The sequence below is a fragment of the Ensifer adhaerens genome (assembly GCF_002940685.1).
Lineage (GTDB): Bacteria > Pseudomonadota > Alphaproteobacteria > Rhizobiales > Rhizobiaceae > Ensifer > Ensifer adhaerens_E.
On record NZ_PNFP01000003.1, the window covers coordinates 1 to 18,267 of the forward strand.

General features: G+C 63.5%; 18 protein-coding genes. 15 read left to right on the forward strand and 3 right to left on the reverse strand.

Annotation, left to right across the window (positions count from 1 at the left end):
- The coding region (locus C1A35_RS06110; protein WP_158664992.1) for an aldehyde dehydrogenase family protein at positions 1-563 on the reverse strand (563 nt) is incomplete at its 3' end.
- Between the two features lie 221 nt (positions 564-784).
- Between C1A35_RS06110 and C1A35_RS06115 the strand changes: the two genes are divergently transcribed.
- The 8 genes from C1A35_RS06115 to C1A35_RS06150 all read left to right on the forward strand — a co-directional run bounded on the left by C1A35_RS06115 (position 785) and on the right by C1A35_RS06150 (position 9,219).
- Positions 785-1,819: an ABC transporter substrate-binding protein gene (locus C1A35_RS06115; RefSeq protein WP_104663474.1), complete on the forward strand. Its 1,035-nt coding sequence runs from the start codon at positions 785-787 to the stop codon at positions 1,817-1,819.
- Positions 1,820-1,823: 4 nt separating this feature from the next.
- The gene (locus tag C1A35_RS06120) at positions 1,824-2,627 is read left to right on the forward strand and encodes an ABC transporter ATP-binding protein (protein WP_104663475.1); all 804 of its coding nucleotides are present in this window, start codon (positions 1,824-1,826) and stop codon (positions 2,625-2,627) included.
- A 62-nt stretch (positions 2,628-2,689) separates the two neighbouring features.
- A complete protein-coding gene (locus C1A35_RS06125; RefSeq protein ID WP_440271503.1) occupies positions 2,690-3,463 on the forward strand; it encodes an ABC transporter permease in 774 nt (257 codons plus the stop codon).
- Between the two features lie 115 nt (positions 3,464-3,578).
- The gene (locus C1A35_RS06130) at positions 3,579-4,934 is read left to right on the forward strand and encodes an FAD-dependent oxidoreductase (protein WP_234822788.1); all 1,356 of its coding nucleotides are present in this window, start codon (positions 3,579-3,581) and stop codon (positions 4,932-4,934) included.
- Complete coding sequence (locus tag C1A35_RS06135; RefSeq protein WP_104663477.1) at positions 4,931-6,088, forward strand: CaiB/BaiF CoA transferase family protein; 1,158 nt, start codon at positions 4,931-4,933, stop codon at positions 6,086-6,088. Before C1A35_RS06130 ends, C1A35_RS06135 begins: the two co-directional genes overlap by 4 nt.
- Entirely contained in the window at positions 6,085-6,858 is a 774-nt protein-coding gene (locus C1A35_RS06140) for an enoyl-CoA hydratase-related protein (RefSeq protein ID WP_104663478.1), read from the forward strand. The genes C1A35_RS06135 and C1A35_RS06140 overlap by 4 nt, the downstream gene beginning before the upstream one ends.
- 43 nt (positions 6,859-6,901) lie before the next feature.
- Complete coding sequence (locus tag C1A35_RS06145; RefSeq protein ID WP_104663479.1) at positions 6,902-7,825, forward strand: LysR family transcriptional regulator; 924 nt, start codon at positions 6,902-6,904, stop codon at positions 7,823-7,825.
- Between the two features lie 71 nt (positions 7,826-7,896).
- Positions 7,897-9,219: an amidohydrolase family protein gene (locus tag C1A35_RS06150; protein WP_337441992.1), complete on the forward strand. Its 1,323-nt coding sequence runs from the start codon at positions 7,897-7,899 to the stop codon at positions 9,217-9,219.
- A gap of 131 nt (positions 9,220-9,350) precedes the next feature.
- Here the strand turns inward: C1A35_RS06150 and fdxA are convergent, their stop codons facing one another.
- Both fdxA and C1A35_RS06160 read right to left on the reverse strand, forming a co-directional pair.
- On the reverse strand, positions 9,351-9,689 hold the full coding sequence (fdxA, locus tag C1A35_RS06155) for a ferredoxin (protein WP_104663480.1): 339 nt from the start codon (positions 9,687-9,689) through the stop codon (positions 9,351-9,353).
- 107 nt (positions 9,690-9,796) lie between these two features.
- Complete coding sequence (locus tag C1A35_RS06160) at positions 9,797-10,429, reverse strand: TetR family transcriptional regulator C-terminal domain-containing protein (protein ID WP_104663481.1); 633 nt, start codon at positions 10,427-10,429, stop codon at positions 9,797-9,799.
- Between the two features lie 254 nt (positions 10,430-10,683).
- On the opposite strand from C1A35_RS06160, the gene C1A35_RS06165 reads away from it, so the two are divergent.
- From C1A35_RS06165 to C1A35_RS06195, 7 genes are all read left to right on the forward strand, one after another.
- Positions 10,684-11,511, forward strand: a complete 828-nt coding sequence (locus tag C1A35_RS06165; RefSeq protein WP_104663482.1) for a uracil-DNA glycosylase — start codon at positions 10,684-10,686, stop codon at positions 11,509-11,511.
- Between the two features lie 3 nt (positions 11,512-11,514).
- A complete protein-coding gene (locus tag C1A35_RS06170) occupies positions 11,515-13,140 on the forward strand; it encodes a GMC family oxidoreductase (protein WP_104663483.1) in 1,626 nt (541 codons plus the stop codon).
- 11 nt (positions 13,141-13,151) lie between these two features.
- Positions 13,152-13,472 carry an NIPSNAP family protein gene (locus C1A35_RS06175; RefSeq protein ID WP_104663484.1) on the forward strand — a complete coding sequence of 107 codons (321 nt, stop codon included), beginning with the start codon at positions 13,152-13,154 and terminating at the stop codon, positions 13,470-13,472.
- 113 nt (positions 13,473-13,585) lie between these two features.
- Positions 13,586-14,611 (forward strand): BMP family ABC transporter substrate-binding protein, encoded by a 1,026-nt coding sequence (locus tag C1A35_RS06180; protein ID WP_104663911.1) that lies wholly within the window; start codon positions 13,586-13,588, stop codon positions 14,609-14,611.
- 147 nt (positions 14,612-14,758) lie between these two features.
- On the forward strand, positions 14,759-16,339 hold the full coding sequence (locus C1A35_RS06185; protein WP_104663485.1) for an ABC transporter ATP-binding protein: 1,581 nt from the start codon (positions 14,759-14,761) through the stop codon (positions 16,337-16,339).
- On the forward strand, positions 16,336-17,373 hold the full coding sequence (locus C1A35_RS06190; RefSeq protein ID WP_104663486.1) for an ABC transporter permease: 1,038 nt from the start codon (positions 16,336-16,338) through the stop codon (positions 17,371-17,373). Before C1A35_RS06185 ends, C1A35_RS06190 begins: the two co-directional genes overlap by 4 nt.
- Positions 17,370-18,263 (forward strand): ABC transporter permease, encoded by an 894-nt coding sequence (locus tag C1A35_RS06195; RefSeq protein ID WP_104663487.1) that lies wholly within the window; start codon positions 17,370-17,372, stop codon positions 18,261-18,263. Before C1A35_RS06190 ends, C1A35_RS06195 begins: the two co-directional genes overlap by 4 nt.
- The last annotated feature ends 4 nt before the right edge of the window (positions 18,264-18,267 follow it).

The following is an 18,267-nucleotide window of genomic DNA, read 5'->3' on the forward strand; positions in this document are numbered from 1 at the left end:
TTAAGAATGTCGACGATGGCCCAGGAACTGCCGGGCACCAGTTCGGCCGGCTTGAAGACGACGGTGTTGCCGTAGCAAAGTGCGGGCGCGATCTTCCAGGCGGGAATGGCGATCGGGAAGTTCCAGGGCGTGATGATGCCGACGACGCCGACCGGCTCGCGGGTGATCTCGACGCCGATATTGGGTCTTGCCGACGGCAGAACTTCCCCCGCCAATCGCAGGCACTCGCCGGCGAAGAAGTCGAAGATCTGGCTCGCGCGCACGGTCTCGCCGATGCCCTCGACGAGCGTCTTGCCTTCCTCGCGCGACAGCAGCCTTCCGAGCTCGTCCTTGCGAGCAAGGATCTCGTCGGCGGTCTTTCTCAAGATCGCATGACGCTCGAGGATGCCGGAGCGCGACCAGGCCGGAAACGCCGCCTTGGCCGCGGCGATCGCCAAACGCGCATCGTCGGCCGAGGCACGGGCATATTCGCCGACAACGTCATGGGTGTCGGACGGGTTGATGTTGCGGAACGCTTCGCTACCGGCGATCCATTCCCCGTCGATCAGGTTTTTCTGCACCATATCTCTCCTCCGCGGCGCTCAGGCTTTGATGATGTCCTTGCTTATCGGATGCGATCGAGCCCGCACAAGGAACAATCTTTCGACCCCGCCATTGCCGAAACGGCAAACCTGAATGCCTTTCCAGGCGTTGCCGTATCGGCAATGCCAACCGCTAAAAATTGTGCTTTATGAGATGCCAAATTCCATCATCATCGCTCCCATAACAAAGCAAGGGGAACGATATGTCTCGTTTTATGATGAACCGCCGAGGTTTCCTTTCGAATGCGGCTGCCATGGGCGCGATTGCTGCGACCCATAGCCTTATCAATGTTTCACCCGGCCTGGCTGCCGATAGCACCACGATCCGCATGCAGCTCGGCTGGCTGCCTTCCAACGGGCTTCTCGGAGAACTCGTGGCCCGCAAGAAGGGCTACTACGCCGAGAAGGGCATCGAACTCGAAATCGTGCCCGGCGGACCGAATGTCGATGGCGTAGCCGGCGTTGCCGTCGGCCAGTCGACCATCGGTCAGATTTCCTCAAGCCCCTCGGTGATGCTCGCCCGTTCGGCCGGCGCGCCGATCAAGGCATTCGCTGCCGGCTACCAGAAACACCCCTTCGCCTACTTCTCCCGCAAGGCAAATCCGATCGCCAAGCCTCAGGACATGGTCGGCAAGACGATCGCCGCGATCCCGACTTCGGTCATTCTGCTGCGCGCGCTTCTCGCCAAGAACGGGATATCGGAGGACCAGGTCAAGATCGTCAACATGGGTTCGGACATGAACCAGCTGGTCACCGGCCAGGCCGACGCGGTCTGCGGCTGGCTGACCAACGTCAACGCCCTGAAGGTTCTGGGCGACGACCGGGTCGATCTGACCCTCTGGGACGGCGGTATCCGCCTCTATGCCAACGTCTACTATACCACCGACGACCAGCTGCAAAATCACGCGGACCAGCTTGCGGCCTTCGTATCCGGTTCGGCGCGCGGATGGGGTTATGCCCGCGACAACCAGGAAGAGGCCGTCGAAATCCTGCTCGAATCCTACCCGAACCTCGACAAGGCGAGCGAGCTGGAGGCCATCGGACCGCTGATGAAGTTCGTGTTCAACGAGACCACCGCGACCGAGGGCTGGGGTGGCATGGACCGGGCAAACTGGGAGGAGCAGATCAAGACCTATGCGGACCTCGGCCAGTTCACGGGCCCGGTCCCCAATGCGGACGACGTCTACACCATGGCGATCCTGGATGCGACAGCCGATGTCCGCAAGAGCGTAGGGTAAGGCAATGCTGGAAACGCTTAACAGAGCCAGCCAGGCGCAGGCCGGCAACTCCGCCGTGTCGGTGAAGAACCTTCATATCCGCTTCGGCGCGGATGATTCCGGCTTCACCGCACTTTCCGACGTCTCGGTCGAGATCCCGGCCGGCTCGCTGGTGACCATGCTCGGCCCGTCCGGCTGCGGCAAGTCCACCCTGTTGCGAACGGTGGCCGATCTCGTGCACATCACCGACGGTTCGGTGTCCGTGCATGGCCAGACGCCGCGCAAGGCGCGCGAAGGCCGCGATTTCGCTTTCGTCTTCCAGGAAGCGACACTGCTGCCGTGGCGCAATGTGATCGACAACGTGCGTCTCCCCCTGCTCGTGGGGAAACGCGAGGCGGGTGCAACCTATGCCGATCCGGAAGAGCTCCTGGCCCTGGTCGGTCTCAAGGGGCGCGAGAAGGCGATGCCGCACGAGTTGTCGGGCGGCCAGCGCCAGCGCGTGGCGATCGCCCGCGCGCTGGTGACCCGCCCGCGTATTCTCCTGATGGACGAGCCTTTCGGGGCGCTCGACGAGATCACGCGCGACAAGCTGAACGAAGAGCTGCTGCGCCTCTGGCAGGAAACCGGCACGACGATCCTTTTCGTCACCCACTCGATCCCCGAGGCCGTCTTCCTCGGTCAGCATGTGCTGATGCTCGCTGCCCACCCCGGCCGCGTCAAGGAATTCATGAAGGTCGACTTGCCCTATCCGCGATCCCTGGCGATGCGCGACACGGTCGAGTTCATCCAGGTTACCGCCCACCTGCGCAAACTATTGGGAGAATGCTGATGGCGAATGCCCTTCCTTCACAGGCGGAAGGCCGCGCCTTGACCGACGGCAGCCGCTTCCGAATGCTCGATACCATTGCCGGCGCACTCCTGCGGCATCTGCCGGCAACGCTCGCGATCCTTGGCTGCATTCTCTTGTGGCAGCTCGTCGTCTGGGGCTTTTCGGTGCCGACGTTCATGGCGCCGGGGCCGGTCGACGTGATCAAGGCCTTCGGCGAAAATGCCGGTGTCTTGTGGACGAACTTCTGGCCGACGCTCATGGAGGCGGTTCTCGGCTTCATCTTCGGCAATGTCATTGCCGTCCTTCTGGCGGTCTGGTTCGTCTACAGTCCGCTTGCGGAGCGCGCCTTCTATCCGATCGCCGTCATCATCAAGTCGATCCCGATCATCGCGCTGGCGCCGATCCTGGTGCTGCTCGTCGGCAACGGCATCGCACCGAAGATCATCATCGCCGGCCTGATCTGCTTCTTCCCGACGCTCGTCAACATGGTGCAGGGACTGAAGTCGGCGAGCCCCGCAATGCTTGATCTGATGCGCATCCTGTCTGCCAGCAATTCGGAGATTTTCTGGAAGGTTCGCCTGCCGGGCTCGCTGCCCTTCCTGTTCGCCGCACTGAAGATTGCGGCAACCAGCAGCGTGATGGGTGCGATCGTCGCCGAGTGGATCGGTTCCAGCTACGGCCTCGGCGCTCTCATCATCGAGGCGACCTACAATTTCCGTTCGCCGCTGCTCTATGCGACGGTGGTGATCGCGGCCTCGCTTGCCGTGGTTCTCTTCTTCGCAGTCTCCTACGCGGAATCGAAGATCGTCCGCTGGAAACCGACGACGGACCACTGACCCCCAAAACCCTTTGCTGCCGGACCTGGATATCCGGGTCCGGTCAACCGACGAAGTCACTGGCTGTGAGCTCCCTCACATTTCGCCGGACACTTCCCCTATGGAGGAAACGATCATGGAAACCATCAGAGAACCCCTGCGCAATGCCAGGATCGTCGACCGTTCCGACGTGGTCGTCGTCGGCGGTGGGCCGGCCGGGATTTCGGCCGCCGTATCGGCGGCGCGCACCGGGGCGAGCGTGACGCTCATCGAACGCTACCCCTATGTCGGTGGCCTTGCCGCCGGCGGCATGGTTCTGGTGCTCGACGACATGGTTAACGGCGTCGAGATCACCGTGCGCGGCATCTGCATGGAAATGATCGAGCGGATGAAGACGCTCGGTCTCTGCGTCACGCCGACGGACGGCGACCGCCAGCTCGACATTCGCGATACGCCGGAAGCCTGGCGCCGCTGGGCGCGCTGGGGCCTGTTCGATTTTCACACGCCGTCTGCACCGCACCCGATCTGCTATGCGGCAGCCTTCGATCCGGACGCCTTCAAGCGCGTCTCCTACGACATCCTTCGCGAGTCCGGCGTGAAGCTCAGGACGCATAGCTGGTTTTCCTCGGCGATCGTCGAGAACGGCACGATCAAGGGCGTGGTCTGCCAGACGAAATCCGGCCGCGAAGCCATCATGGGCGATGTCGTGATCGACGCGTCCGGCGACCTCGACGTTGCGGCCGATGCCGGCGCTCAGCATACGGACGGCAATTTCATCCTGACGACGGTTTCCCGCTGGGGCGGCATCGACACCGAAGCGGCCGAACGCTTCGAATTCGAGGAACCGGAAAAGTTCAAGGCGATCGATCACGAGGCCAAGCGTCTGATCGGTGGCTGCTGGTCGTTCTGGTGGTTGAAGACGCCGCTGCCGGGCGTGATCTGGCTGAACTGCCCGCACATGCCGAAGCTCTCCGGCCTCCGTGTCGAAGACCTGACCTACGCGGAACTCGAGGGCCGCGGCCGCATCGCCCGCCTGCTCGACTTCGCCCGCGCCAACCTGCCGGGCTTCGAGAATGCCCATGTGATCGACTTTGCGCCGCAGACGGGCGTGCGCCAGTCGCGACTGCTCCAGGGCGAATATGTCGTCACCAAGGACGACGTGATGAACCGCCAGCACTTCACCGACACGGTGTGCCGCGGCCGTGACTACTACACGCCCTATAGGGCCATGCTGCCGAAGGAGGTCGATCAGTTGATCGTCGCAGGCCGGCATTACTCCGCGACCATTCAGGCGCAAAAATCGAGCCGCGAGATCCCACCGTGCATGGCGATGGGCGAGGCGGCCGGCGTTGCCGCCACCGTGGCGCTCAATGCCGGCGTCAAGGTGCGGGACGCCGATGTCAAGGCGATCCAGAAGCAGCTGCGGGCCCAGGGCGCCGATCCTGGCGACGTACCATCTGAAAATGCAACCTATCTGGAGGCCGCAGAATGACATCTCTCCCCCTCGACGGTATCCGCGTCGTCGACTTCACCCAGGTCATGCTGGGTCCGTGCTGCACGCAGATGCTGGCCGACTACGGCGCCGAAGTCATCAAGGTCGAAAAGGCCAAGATCGGCGACCTCTCGCGCTGGTCGCTGGGCTCGGACCCGGATGGCCTCAACAATCCGGTGTTCTCGTCGCTCAACCGCAACAAGAAGAGCCTTGCACTCGACCTCAAGCAGGACGAGGCGCGGGCCGCCGTTCGCGCCCTGATCGACACGGCCGACGTGGTCGTCAACAATTTCCGACCTGACGTGATGGAGCGCATGGGCTTCGGCTATGAGGAGCTGAAGCGGACAAACCCGCGGCTGATCTACGCCGTCGGCACCGGCTTCGGCCTCGACGGGCCCTACCGGCACAAGGGCGGGCAGGACATCCTGGCGCAGGCGCTTTCAGGCGTCATGCGGCGCAAGTCCGATGCGAGCCATCCGCTGTCGATCTACGCGACGCCGCTTGCCGACTACTCGGCCGGCATGCACCTGGTGCAGGGTATCCTGCTTGCCTTGCTGCATCGCGAGAAGACCGGCCACGGCCAGCAGGTGGCGGTCAGCCTCTACAGCTCCATGCTCGCCATGCAGATGCAGGAAGGCACCACGCACATGATGCGGGAAAAGGACCTGAACTGGGGCGCTTTCCCGCTGACGGGCGTATTCGAGACCACCGACGGCGCCATCGTCATGGTCGGCGCCTTCAAGCAAAACCCGCTGCGCGACATCTGCACCGCGCTCGAGATCGAGGACCTGTCGCTGCAGCCGCAGTTTGCCGATTTCGATGCGCAGATGCAGCGGCGCCCTGAATTGCAGCGGGTCTTCCGCGAAGCCTTCGCGAAGAACAGCAGCGCTCATTGGCTCGGCCGGCTGGAGCAGGTGGATATCCTCTGCGCACCGGTGCGCTCGCTTCCCGAAGCCCTTGACGACGAGCAGACGACGATCAACCGCATGATCCTGGAGGCTGGAGAGACGAAGGCAGGCCCGATCCGGCTGGTCGGTTCGCCGATCGACATGTCAGCGGCGACCGTGACGGTCCGCATCGCTCCGCCGAAGCTCGGCGAACACAATGACGAAATTCTCGCGGGACTTTCCGTTCGTCAGGGAGATGCGGCATGAGCGTCACTTTCATCGTAGAGGATCGGGTCGCGAGCGTCACGCTCAACCGTCCGGAGCGCATGAACGCGGTGGACGCGGCAACCGAACGCGAACTGGAGGCGATCTGGCAAGAGATCGAAGCGCGCGACGACATAAGCTGCGTCGTCTTGACCGGCGCCGGCGAACGGGCGTTCTGCGCCGGGGCGGATCTGAAGGGGGCAGAAAAGACCGGGCTTGATTACTGGACCGAAAGCCGGCCGAACGGCTTTGGAGGACTGGCCTTTCGCCGCTCGCTGGATGTCCCTGTTATCGCCAGGGTCAACGGCTACGCGCTCGGCGGTGGGTTCGAGATGGTTCTCGGCTGCGATATCGTCATCGCCTCGACGGAGGCGGCGTTCGGCCTGCCCGAGGCCCGTGTCGGGCGTCTGCCGCTCGATGGCGGCATGGTGCTTCTTCAGCGCAGGATCCCGCACAACCTTGCCATGGGTGTGCTGTTGACCGGCCGGCGGTTCTCCGCAGCTGAGATGCATGCCTTCGGCATCGTCAACGAACTGGCCGAACCGGGTGAGCTCGACGTGGCCGTTGCCCGCTGGGTGAGGGAGATCGTCGCCTGTGCGCCGCTCTCGCTGCGCGCGATCAAGCAGACGGTCAATCGTACCGGGCATCTGTCTCCGGCAGAAGCCCAGGGACTGCGCACGCCCGCCCTTGTTAAGGCGCTGAACAGCGAGGATGCCCTGGAAGGCGTCCGCGCTTTTCAGGAGAAGCGCGCGCCCGTTTGGAGGGGACGGTGAGCGTGTTATAGGTCGGGGCCCAGGGGAGGAGGGGTCCAATCGCATGCACGCCAGCATCCTGAAATACTTCGTCTCGGTCGCGCGGTCCGGGTCCATTCGCAAGGCCTCCGAGGAGCTTCATGTGGCATCCTCGGCGGTCAGCCGGCAGATCAAGAAACTCGAGGATGAGCTCGGGATCGCGCTCTTCGAGCGCCTTTCGAATGGCCTGAGGCTAACCGTTGCCGGGGAAAACGTGTTGCGCCACGCCCGGGTGACGCTGGAAAACTTCGAACTGCTGCGCAGCGACCTCGGCGCCCTGCAGGGGAAGAAGACCGGTCGCGTGCAGATGTCCTGTCTCGACAGCCTGGCCATCCAGTTCCTGCCGGACATGGTCAATGCGTTCCACCGCATCCATCCCGGTGTGAGCTTTCACATCCACACGGCCGGTCACGGCAACATCAGCAGCCTTGTCGCCGAAGGCGATGTCGACATGGGTCTGACCTTCGATCTGGCCCGGCCCGATGATACCGAGATGCTCTATCGCGTGCCGATGCCGCTGATGGCTTTCGTCGGCCGGGAACACCCGCTCGCCAGGCAGCGGCAGGTTTCGCTTGCCGAATGCGCCCAGTACGATCTCCTGCTGCAACTCGACACGCAACCGATCCGTTCACTGATCGAGATAGAGCTCTCGGTCTTCGAACGGACCGGCCGGCCCTTTGTGCTGTCGAACAGTCAGATGATGCTCAAGCCGTTCATCCTCTCCGGTCAGGGCGTGGCGTTCTTCACGCCGATCGGGTTCCTCGCCGAGATCAGGTCGGGCGATCTCGTCGCCATACCGCTCTCCGGCTCGCGCCTTCAGAACCTGCATGTCGGGATCCTGGTGCAGCGACGCCGGCAGCGCACACATGCGGCCGAAGCCGTCATCGAGTTCGTCGGCGCGGAACTGCAGAAATTCAGCGACCAGATCATGGAGGCAATTCAGCCGTGAGTGCAGCAGCCATACCGGGCAGGCGTCTCTTGCGTCCCGGCCACGAGGTCGCAAGACGCGAGCCAAACCTCCTGGATCATTTGCCCGAAGGCGCCTCGTGGACGGCGATCCCGGCCGATGCGCTCCTGATGCCGTCCCCCGTCAACGCCCACGATCACGGCTATGGCATCCGGACGCTCGATTTCGGCAATGTCGACGATGCGCTGGAGGTGTGGATCCCGGGACTTCGACTCCGGCCGCGAACCGATCCCTATCTGGAAGCGCTGGTGGCCTTCTCGAGACTGGCACAGACGGGCGTCGGCGCGACCATGCATTGCCACAATTCGCTCAATGTCGAGCGTCTCGTCGACGAGGCTGGCGCGGTCACGCGTGCGGCGCGCGACGTGGGCATAAGGCTTGCGATATCCTGTCCGCTTCTCGACCATGATCCGTGGGCCTATGACGGCGGGCCCGAGCGCCTGCGGCGCTATCTCGCTCCTGCAGACTGGGACGAACTCCGCGCCTCTGTCCCAAGTTATGCGCCGCCCTCGGTCCAGATTGCGGCGGCCGACGCCGTCGCTGCAGCCAATGCCAACCCATTGATCGATGTCCAGTACGGGCCGATCGGTCCGCAATGGTGCTCCAATGCACTGCTCGAGGCGATCGCCGAGGCCTCGCAAGCAACCGGCCGGCGCATTCACATGCATCTCCTCGAAAGCCCGAGGCAGAGGCAATGGCTGGATCGGCGCTTTTCCCAAGGGGTCGTCCGGTATCTCGACGAGATCGGCTTCCTGTCGCCCCGCCTCGCCGTCGCCCACGGCGTCCAGCTGCGACCGGACGAGCTGGAGCTGCTGGCGGCAAGGGGCGTGCAGCTCGTTTCGAACCCGTCGGCGAATTTGCGCCTGCGTTCAGGCGTGGCGCCGGTTGCCACCATTCCGGCAAGCGGCCCCGCTTTCGCGTTCGGCCTCGACGGAACGGGCTTTGACGACGACCAGGATCTCTGGCGCGAATTGCGCCTTGCCCATCTGCTGCATGGCGGCCGCGATTTGACGCGAACCTTTACAGCGGGACGTGTCTTCGATGCCGCGATCCATGTCGGCGCCAAGGTGGTGAACGCCCCGGCGAACGAAGACCTGGTGCTCGTGGATTATGCTGCGCTGATTGCCGACAGCCTGATGGACGACCTGGATGAAGCGGAGGTGCTGCTTACCCGGATGACGGCCGCGCACGCAAAGGCGCTCTATGTCGGCGGACGGGAGATCATGTGCGATGGGCAGTTGACCCGGGTGGATTTCGAGGCTGCCCGAGCCGAACTCCTGCAGCAGGCGCGTGCCGACCTTCCAAGGCTGACCGCCGAGCGCCGGCGCGTGACCAAACTGGCGGACGCAACACGGGCCTACTACTCCGACTGGTGAGTGAGAGCGGCGGGCAGGTCGACGTGTCAGTCACATGCAAGCCGCCAATTTGGAGGTTCGTTTCCTTCGGCTTGGCGGTATGCCGGGTCGGTGCGGTGGCTCCGCCTCTTCCCTTCGCGGAATAGCACCTGCTACGCGATGGCCGCCGTCTTCTCGAAGGCCGCAACGAACGGATGGTCCAGCTCCGTGGAGCACTCCTTGCTCCAGCCGCCTGGCGAGCCCAGTCCTGTGACTTCGTTGCCGAAGAATTCCTTGTTCACGGCGATGAAATGGCGCTGATCGGCTGGTATCTCCTGATCCCAGACGATGGCATCGACGGGACAGATCGAAAGACAGAGTCCGCAATTGATGCATTCGTCCGGGTGGATGTAGAAGGTGCGCCCACCCTCGTAGATGCAGTCGACGGGGCAGGCCGCGGTGCAGTCGCCATCCTTCACGTCGATGCAGGGTTCGGTAATGACATAGGCCATCTTGCGGGTCTCTGAAGAGTTGCTTGCACGGCCAATTATTCAGAGTTTCCCTTGCCGAAGAAGCACAGATATTCGCAATGTCGATTGCCGAAAAGGCAACGTCCGGCTCAGGGCTGCCGGAGGATGCCTCTCAGGATCGTCTCGGTGATCGTGGCAGCCGCCTTTTCATAGTCGTCGGCCTTCAAGCGCGGCTTCTTGAGCGCATCGACGGCGACCGGTTCGAAGTCCGAATAAAACTGCGTCGATGCCCAGAGCATGATGAAGAGATGACGCGGATCGACCGGCAGCATCTTGCCGGCGGCGATCCAGCCCTCGACGACGGCGACATGGGTGTCCGTCACCTGGCGAATGTGCTCTCGATCCTTCCTGGACAGGAAGCGGGCGCCCTGAATGATCTCGCTCGCGAAGAGCCGGGACTCCGCCATGTTCTTGCGCGTGTATTCCAGTTTGGCCTTGATATAGAGCTTGAACGCTTCTGCCGGCTCCCGCTCCGGCGAGATGTATTTCAGCGCATCGTCCCAGCTGGCAAGCAGATGCGCGATGATGGCGGTGTAGATCTCCTCCTTGGACGAGAAGTAGTAGTAGACATTTGCCTTGGGCAGCCCCGAAGCCTCGGCGATCTCGGCGATGCGCGTGCCGTCGAAGCCCTTGCGGGCGAAGATTTCGATCCCGGCCTTGATGATGAGCCGCATATTGCGTTCGCGGATGCGCTCTTCGGGATCTCGTGCTGCCCTTGCCATATGGTTTCGCCTCCATCTCGCTTCGTACCAGGCAATCATGCGTGGTGGCGGGATTGCTTTCGCAATTGCCGCGTTTTCCAGCGAAATGCAAGCGTATCGACATTTGCCAGAAAGTTGACGATCAAGTCAGAAAAACTTGACCGAGTCGTCATTTTTTACCGTTTTGAAAGTTGACACTTTGGTCAGCTTTTGTCTAGTCTCGTCCTTAATGAACGGAAGGGGGAGCCGTAGTGCCGATGCGCTTGAGGGAGGCAATGGCGAAAACGTTTGCTGGCTGGGAGGGCGACCTTCCACCTGTCTGGCGCGATGCGCTCGGCGCCATCGGCGACGATTTTGACCGTATCGACGCGGATCTCGAGCTGGAGCCGTGGGAGCCGATCTTCCCGGTACGGCGCGGCAAGGTTTTCCCCGGTCAACCCAGGGGCGCACATGCGCTCGCGGCTTTCGACGGAATTGCGCCCGATGGCGTGCGCTGCCTGGTTCTCGGGCAGGATCCCTATCCCGAGCCGGGTTTTGCGACGGGGCGGGCCTTCGAGGCCGGCAATCTGGCCGCGTGGGGCGAGCTGGACAAAATGTTCTCGAAGAGCATTCGCGCCTATATGCAACTGATCGCCGCCGTACGTCTTGGGGACGGGGATCTGGCACGCGATTTCAACCGGTGGCCGGATGTGCGACATCTCTTATGCGATCCCGCGGGTTCGTTCGAGGCGCCTGGTCTGATCGCAGACCGCTGGGTGGAGGAGGGCGTTCTCCTGCTCAATGCGTCGCTGACCCTTTCTCGCTTCCGCGTCGATATCGACCCACACCAGTCGCGCGGGCATCTTGCCTTCTGGCGACCGCTGATGCTGCGCGTGGTCGAAACGCTTGTGGCGCGCGGCAGGCCGGTCGTCTTCCTTGGTTTCGGCGCGGCTGCGGCGGACATTTTTTTGGAAGCGGGCGTCGTCGAGGGACGTGCGGGTCATGTCGCCTATGTCCAGCGTGAGCACCCCGCTTTTGCCGACAAGGTTCTCGGCCGGGAAAATCCTTTCCTTCTTTGCAATTCCCATCTGGAGGCGATGGGCGACCGGCCCATCGCATGGTGACCCATGGCGCGTAGCCCGGAATATGACTTCATCATCGTCGGTGCGGGCTCGGCCGGCTGTGTTCTTGCGAACCGTCTGTCGAAGAACCCGGAAAACCGCGTGCTTTTGATCGAGGCTGGCGGCAAGGATCGCAACCCGCTGTTTCGCCTGCCGATGCTGATGGGCAAGCTGTTCCATTCGGGCATCTACAACTGGCACTATCACACGGAGCCGGAGCCTTATCTCAATGGCCGCTCGCTCTATTGGCCGCGCGGCAAGGTGCTGGGTGGGACCTCCACCATCAACGGCATGATTTACGTGCGCGGCAATCGCCATGACTACGATCGCTGGTCGCAGCTCGGGCTGCCCGGCTGGTCCTATGATGAAGTGCTGCCGGCATTCCGACGCTCGGAAACCCATGTCGAGCGCAAGGACGCCTTCCACAGCGCTGACGGGGAACTCACCGTCTGCCGGGCCCGTGGCAACAATCCGCTGATGGACGTGTTCTGCGAGGCGGGCATCCAGGCCGGCTATCCGGCCAACGACGATTTCAACGGAGAGACTCAGGAAGGCTTTGGCCGCTACGACTTCACCATCCGCAAGGGTAAGCGCTGGTCCACGTCCTGGGCGTTCCTGCGTCCGGCGCTCGGCCGCAAGAACCTCACGGTGCTGACGGGGGCGGAGCTTACCCGCCTGATCATCGAAGGCGAAAGGGCGTGTGGCGTCGAATACCTGAAGGACGGCGTACTGGGGCGCGCCCGAGCAGCACGGGAGGTGATCCTTTCTTCAGGGGTGGTCAATTCGCCCAAGGCGCTGCTTCTGTCCGGCATCGGGCCGGCAGACGAACTCCGGGCGCTCGGCATCGCGCCGGTGCTGGACCTGCCAGGTGTCGGCAAGAACCTCCAGGACCATGTCGACTGCGTCATGAGCTGGGAGTGCCGGGAGCCGATCACGCTCTTCAGCGACCTGCGGGCGGACAAGCTCATCCCCGCCGTCGCGCAGGGCATGCTGTTCGGCGAGGGTGTCACCACGACATTCCCCTATGAGGCGGGCGCCTTCATCCGTTCGAACGATGGCCTGATTGCGCCCGACATACAGCTGCATTTCATGCCGGCATTGGAAAAGACGGCAAACCTGCACTTCCCCAATCCGTTCCGGAAAAAGCAGGCCGTAGAGGCGAACCACGGGTTCACCATCCGCGTCGGCCCCGTTAATCCGGTGAGCCGCGGCGAGATCACGCTGCGCTCGGCGAACGCGACCGAGAAGCCGAAGATCCAGGCCAACTACCTCCGTGACGATTTCGACGTCCGCACGATGATCAACGCCATCCGGCTGACCCGCGACATTGTCGGCCAGAAGGCTTTCGACCGCTATCGGGGCAACGAACTGGCCCCGGGACCGGGAGCACGCGACGATGCCGCTTTGACGAGCTGGCTGCGGGCGACCGCCATGACGACTTTCCATCCGGTCGGGACCGCCAAGATGGGCAACGACCGCATGGCTGTAGTCGACGCACGCCTCAAGGTGCGCGGCATCGAGGGGCTGCGGGTGGCAGACGCCTCGGTCATGCCGATCATCTCGAGCGGCAATACCAACGCGCCGGCCATCATGATCGGCGAAAAATGCGCCGAATTCATCCTGAACGCATAGGGAGCAAGCCGATGATCCTGGAACACCGCACCTACACCTTCAAGCCCGGTACCGTCGACAAGTGGATGAAGAAGTACGAGGCGGACGGCCTTCCCGTGCAGAAGCGCCATCTGAACACGTTCGTCGGTCTCTATGTCTCGGAACTGGGGACCCTCCACACCACCGTGTTGATGTGGGCCTACGACAGTCTCGCGGACCGCGAGGCACGCCGCACGGCCATGTATGCGGACCCGGACTGGCAGAGGTTCATCTCCGAGGTCTGGGCGCTGGACGCGATCCAGAAGCAGGAGGTGATGATCATGAACCCGGCCCCCTGTTCCCCGCCGCTTTGAGGCGGGAAGCGGCGCGCAGGTTCGCCTGCGCCTTGGCATGCGCACGCGAAACGACAAGACAAAAAGAGGGAACAATCATGACAGACAAGACTGGGAACATTGCACAGCACATGATGCATCGCCGGACATTCCTGCAGGCGAGCGCGGGCGCTGCGGCGCTGGCCTTCGCGGCGAGCGTCATCCCTGAATTCGCCCGCGCGTCCGGGGGGCTGGTCGCCCTCGTGCATACGCAGGCCGCAGGCGACAACGGTCCGGTGGACCAGATGATCGCCAAGCTGAAACAGCTATCTGAGGAAAAGGGGTTCGAATACCGCGCCATCTACGCCCAGGACCCGGCGACCTACGAGACGGTCTATCGCACGCTCGGCGATGCGGGCGCGGCGATCATCGTCTCGACCTTCAACGAAGTGGCCGAACCCTTCAAGGCGCTGGCGCCTTCCTATCCCAATACCAAGTGGATCCAGCTGTTCGCCGACCCCTTCGAGCCGGCAATCCCGAACGTGGTGACCGTCTCCTACGACTACTATCTTGGCTGCTATCTCTCGGGCGTCTTCGCGGCAAAGATGACATCCACCGGCAAGACTGGCTTCATCGGCGGCGTTTCCATTCCGCCGCTCAACGCGGATTTCAATGCGTTCAAGGCCGGCGTGCATTCCGTTCGACCGGATGCGACGGTCATCGCCGCCTTCGCAGGCTCATTCCAGGACCCGGCAAAGGGGCAGGAAATCGCCACCCAGATGTACAATGACGGCATCGATTACATCCAGACCGATGCCGCAGCCACCGACGGCGGCATCATCGCTGCCGCCAACGAGAAGGAAGGCCGCATGGTGAGCTGCCTTGCGCCGGGACAGTATGAACTCGGCCCGAAATCGCTGATCTCGATCGTCAGCCTCGACTTCGGCGTCTCGCTCTACAACGAAGCCGGCAAGGCGGTCGGGCCCGACTGGAAGGGCGGCGTGCACGAGCATACGGGCCTTGGCACCGGCGTCATCGACTTCGTCCTCTCGCCGGTCTTTTCCGAACAGGGGCCAGCGGATCTCAACACCAAGGCGAAGGAATCACTGGTCGAGGTCGACAAGGTTCGTGCCGGCATCCTCGACGGGTCCATCAAGGTTCCGTTCAACACGACACTCTGAGCCTCCGGCGCTGGCTCGCTCCAGACCGAGGTTCTGAAAACATCGGCACAGGCCTTCCCTTTCAGGGGGAGGCCCATTGGGGTCTCGCGGCTCGTTTCCAGCCCAGTAGACGGCCGCGACCCTCCCGCTCTCGATCGGAACCACAGCATGTCCAACTCCCCGCAATCGGCCCTGGAGTGCCGCAATGTCACCGTCAAGTTCGGAGACGTGACGGCGTTGTCGGAGGTTTCAGCTTCGTTCGCTCCCGGCCAGATCCACGCCGTCGTCGGTCAGAACGGTGCGGGCAAGACCACCTTTGCCCGCGTGGCGGCCGGCCTCGTCCAGCCGACCTTAGGCGCGGTCAACGTGATGGGGCGCGACATCCGGACAGGGCAGGTCAGTGAAAGCCGTGCCGCGGGCGTGGAACTCGTCCACCAGAGTTTTGCGCTGCCGCCGTCCTTCACGGTCGCCGAGACCATGGAGTTTGGCGCAACGGGCAAGGGTGGCATTTACAGCCGCAAGGGGCTCGCCGAAAAATGGCGAGCGCATCTCGCGGGTCTCGACGTCCAGACCGATTTGAACCGGCGCATCCGGGATCTGCCGATCGAGACGCAGCAGGGCATCGAGATTGCCCGCGCGCTGGTCACGGATGCGCGTGTCCTCATTCTCGACGAACCGACCGCCGTCCTTTCGCCGGCCGGCATCGACATGCTGTTTGCGCGCGTGCGCCGCCTCAAGGAGCGTGGTGTCACGGTCATCCTTATCCTGCACAAGATTCGCGAGGTGCTGGGTATTGCAGACACGGTCACTGTCCTTCGGGGCGGTCGGAAGGTCGAAGGACCGCTGCCGGTGGCGGAGGTTTCAGGCGAGCGCCTGGCCAACCTCATCGTCGGCGAGGCCGTAGCAAAGACGCTCGATCGGCACGATCGCGATGCATTGGTCGGAACAAAGGCACCGGCGCACGAGGACACCGATCAGCCGGTGCCTGCGGCCGGCCCCGCCATCCTTTCGATGAAGGCCGTCTCCACCCGGCCGGACAGCGGGGGCATCGCGCTTGATGGCATCGACCTCGAGATCCGCCCGGGCGAGATCGTCGGTATCGCCGGAGTCGAAGGCAACGGACAGAAAACCCTGGTTCGGGCGATTTCCGCGCTCGCAGACCTTGAAGGCGGGTCGATCAATCTTGCCGGGCAGGACGTGACCCGGCAGCCACTGGCCGTGCGCCGCAGGATCGGCCTTCGGATCATCCCCTTCGAACGCAACGTGGAAGGCCTCAGCCTCACCAGCTCGCTCTGGCAGAACTGGAGTGCGCGCGAACTCTTGCAGGGCAGCTTGCTCAAGAGCATTCGTCCAGCGGCGATCCGTGACGCTTGCGACCGGGCGCTGAAGGCGTGGAGCGTCCACTACAACAACGCCGGGCAGCGAGCCGGTTCGTTGTCGGGCGGCAACGCGCAGAAGGTGATCCTTGCCCGGGAAATCGATCCCGATGCGAAGCTGATCATCGCAGCCCAGCCAACCCGCGGCCTCGACATCGGGGCGACCGCCTTCGTCTGGCAGGCGCTCCGGCAAGCGCGCGACCGCGGCGCAGCCATACTCTTGATCTCGTCGGATCTCGACGAGCTCTTCGATATTTCGGATCGCGTCGTCGTGATGCTGTCGGGACGTCTGAATGGCGAGTTCCATGCGCCGTTCGACATCGGGTTGGTGGGCGCGGCGATGACCGGCGCCGCTGCGGGGGCAAGCGCATGAAAGACAGTCTCTTTACCGTCGTTCGCAGCCTGATCTTCGTGGTCCTCGCGCTCATCCTCTGCGCGCTCGTGTTCCAGCTTGCCGGCTACAATGCCCCGGTGACGCTCTGGGCGGTGCTCGACGGGGCATTCCTGCGAAGCGGAGCGATCGAGCAAAGTCTCAGATGGGCCCTGCCGCTGTTCATAACGGCCGTCGGCGTCGGCATATCGTTCCGCGCGGGCTTCTTCAACATCGGCGCCCAGGGGCAGTTCTACGTCGGTGCGATCTCAGCCGCCTTCGCGGCCGAAGCGGTGAAAGGCGGGCCTGCCTTCCTCGTCATTCCGACCCTGCTTCTTGCCGGCATGCTCGGCGGTGCGCTCTGGGCGCTCTGGCCAGGCTTGCTGCGGCTTCGCTCGGGCACCGACGAGGTCATCACCACGCTGATGGGCAACTTCATGGCCGGCCTGCTGCTGGTCTATGTCACTTCGGGACCGCTGAAGGATCCCTCGGGCTCCGGTCAGCAGGCGTCGAGCCGTCCGCTGGACCCGGCCTACCGCATCTCGGATTCTCTCGGCCTCTCACCGACGATCATCATGATCGCGGTCGTCGTCGGCATTCTGATGTGGCTGCTGGTGAACCGGACCGCCTTCGGTGTTCTGGCAAGCCTTGCCGGCCGCAACGGCACCATGGTGGAGTGGCAGGGCGCGCGCCTCTGGAAGCTCGGCCTGTCGAGTTTCCTTGTTTCCGGCGCGCTTGCCGGCCTTGCCGGTACCATCGAGTTCATGGGGCCGAACGGTCGCATCGCCTCGGGTTTCCTGCCGGCCCATGGGTTCACCGCGATCCTGATCGCGCTTGTCGCCAACCTCTCTGTTCTCGGGACGGCGGTTGCCGCCGTGTTCTTCGGCGGTCTTGCCTCGGCGGCCCTCTATCTGCCGATCATGGCCGGGCTGCCGTCGGCGGCGATCGACATCATCAATGCGGCGATCGCGCTGTTCATAACCGCGAAATCGACGTTCATCGACAGGGTGATGCGTCTCGGAGGGCCCAAGACATGAATGAGATCATCATCTCCATTCTGCGTTCCGGAACGCCGCTCATCTACGTCACGCTCGCAGGCGTCATTGCCCAGCGGGCAGGCGTCTGGAACCTCGGCCTCGAAGGACTGATGATCATCGGCGCCTGCGCGACAATTCTCGGCATCATGCTCACCAAGTCCGTGGGCGCGGCCATCCTGATCGCCATCCTCGCCTGTGTCTTGGCCTCGGTGCTTCTCTGGTTCGTCATCGACAGGCTGAAGGCCAATCCGATTATCGCCGGCCTTGGGCTGACCGGTCTCGGCATCGGCGGCACGGCGCTGGCCGTCCAATCGATCTTCGGCAGTCAGGCGACCGTGACGGCTCCCTTCGGCATCCCGAAACTGGGGCCGGCCTTTGGTTCCTATGGCGTGCTGTCGGTCGCGGTTGCCGCGATGCCCTTCGTCGTGTTCGCCATGTGGGTGGTGTTGCGGCGAACGCGTTTCGGCCTGCGGCTCGCCGCCTGCGGAGAGCACCCCTTCGCCGCCCGCAGCGTCGGCGCCAACCCTTCGCGCATGCGGCTCGCAGCACTTGCGATCGGCGGTGTCCTCTGCGCCATCGGCGGTGCAGAACTTGCCGCGGGCAGCCTTCAGTTCTTTGCCCAGGGCATGACGGCCGGTCGCGGTTTCATGGCGTTTGCTGCCGTCATCTTCGGCGCGGCGCATCCGGTGGGCGCCACCTTCGCCGCCTTGTTCTTCGCTATCGTCGGCGCCCTCGGCATCCGGGCACAGCTGACGTTCGGCGACAGGATCCCGCACGACCTTCTGCAGGCCTTGCCCTATCTGGCGACGGTCTTCGGCGTCTGGCTTTCCGGAAAGCTTCGTGGCGGAGCAAAAGCCGCAAGCTCCTTCGCCGAGCTCAGGGATCAATAGTCGC

Bases quoted from the DNA above. Each gene is read 5' to 3' on its own strand.
- C1A35_RS06135 (WP_104663477.1), top strand. From the start codon at position 4,931: ATGACATCTCTCCCCCTCGACGGTATCCGCGTCGTCGACTTCACCCAG.
- C1A35_RS06130 (WP_234822788.1), top strand. From the start codon at position 3,579: ATGGAAACCATCAGAGAACCCCTGCGCAATGCCAGGATCGTCGACCGT.
- C1A35_RS06115 (WP_104663474.1), top strand. From the start codon at position 785: ATGTCTCGTTTTATGATGAACCGCCGAGGTTTCCTTTCGAATGCGGCT.
- C1A35_RS06120 (WP_104663475.1), top strand. From the start codon at position 1,824: ATGCTGGAAACGCTTAACAGAGCCAGCCAGGCGCAGGCCGGCAACTCC.
- C1A35_RS06195 (WP_104663487.1), top strand. From the start codon at position 17,370: ATGAATGAGATCATCATCTCCATTCTGCGTTCCGGAACGCCGCTCATC.
- C1A35_RS06180 (WP_104663911.1), top strand. From the start codon at position 13,586: ATGCATCGCCGGACATTCCTGCAGGCGAGCGCGGGCGCTGCGGCGCTG.
- C1A35_RS06190 (WP_104663486.1), top strand. From the start codon at position 16,336: ATGAAAGACAGTCTCTTTACCGTCGTTCGCAGCCTGATCTTCGTGGTC.
- C1A35_RS06185 (WP_104663485.1), top strand. From the start codon at position 14,759: ATGTCCAACTCCCCGCAATCGGCCCTGGAGTGCCGCAATGTCACCGTC.
- C1A35_RS06160 (WP_104663481.1), bottom strand. From the start codon at position 10,429: ATGGCAAGGGCAGCACGAGATCCCGAAGAGCGCATCCGCGAACGCAAT.
- C1A35_RS06165 (WP_104663482.1), top strand. From the start codon at position 10,684: ATGGCGAAAACGTTTGCTGGCTGGGAGGGCGACCTTCCACCTGTCTGG.
- C1A35_RS06140 (WP_104663478.1), top strand. From the start codon at position 6,085: ATGAGCGTCACTTTCATCGTAGAGGATCGGGTCGCGAGCGTCACGCTC.
- fdxA (WP_104663480.1), bottom strand. From the start codon at position 9,689: ATGGCCTATGTCATTACCGAACCCTGCATCGACGTGAAGGATGGCGAC.
- C1A35_RS06145 (WP_104663479.1), top strand. From the start codon at position 6,902: ATGCACGCCAGCATCCTGAAATACTTCGTCTCGGTCGCGCGGTCCGGG.
- C1A35_RS06125 (WP_440271503.1), top strand. From the start codon at position 2,690: ATGCTCGATACCATTGCCGGCGCACTCCTGCGGCATCTGCCGGCAACG.
- C1A35_RS06170 (WP_104663483.1), top strand. From the start codon at position 11,515: ATGGCGCGTAGCCCGGAATATGACTTCATCATCGTCGGTGCGGGCTCG.
- C1A35_RS06175 (WP_104663484.1), top strand. From the start codon at position 13,152: ATGATCCTGGAACACCGCACCTACACCTTCAAGCCCGGTACCGTCGAC.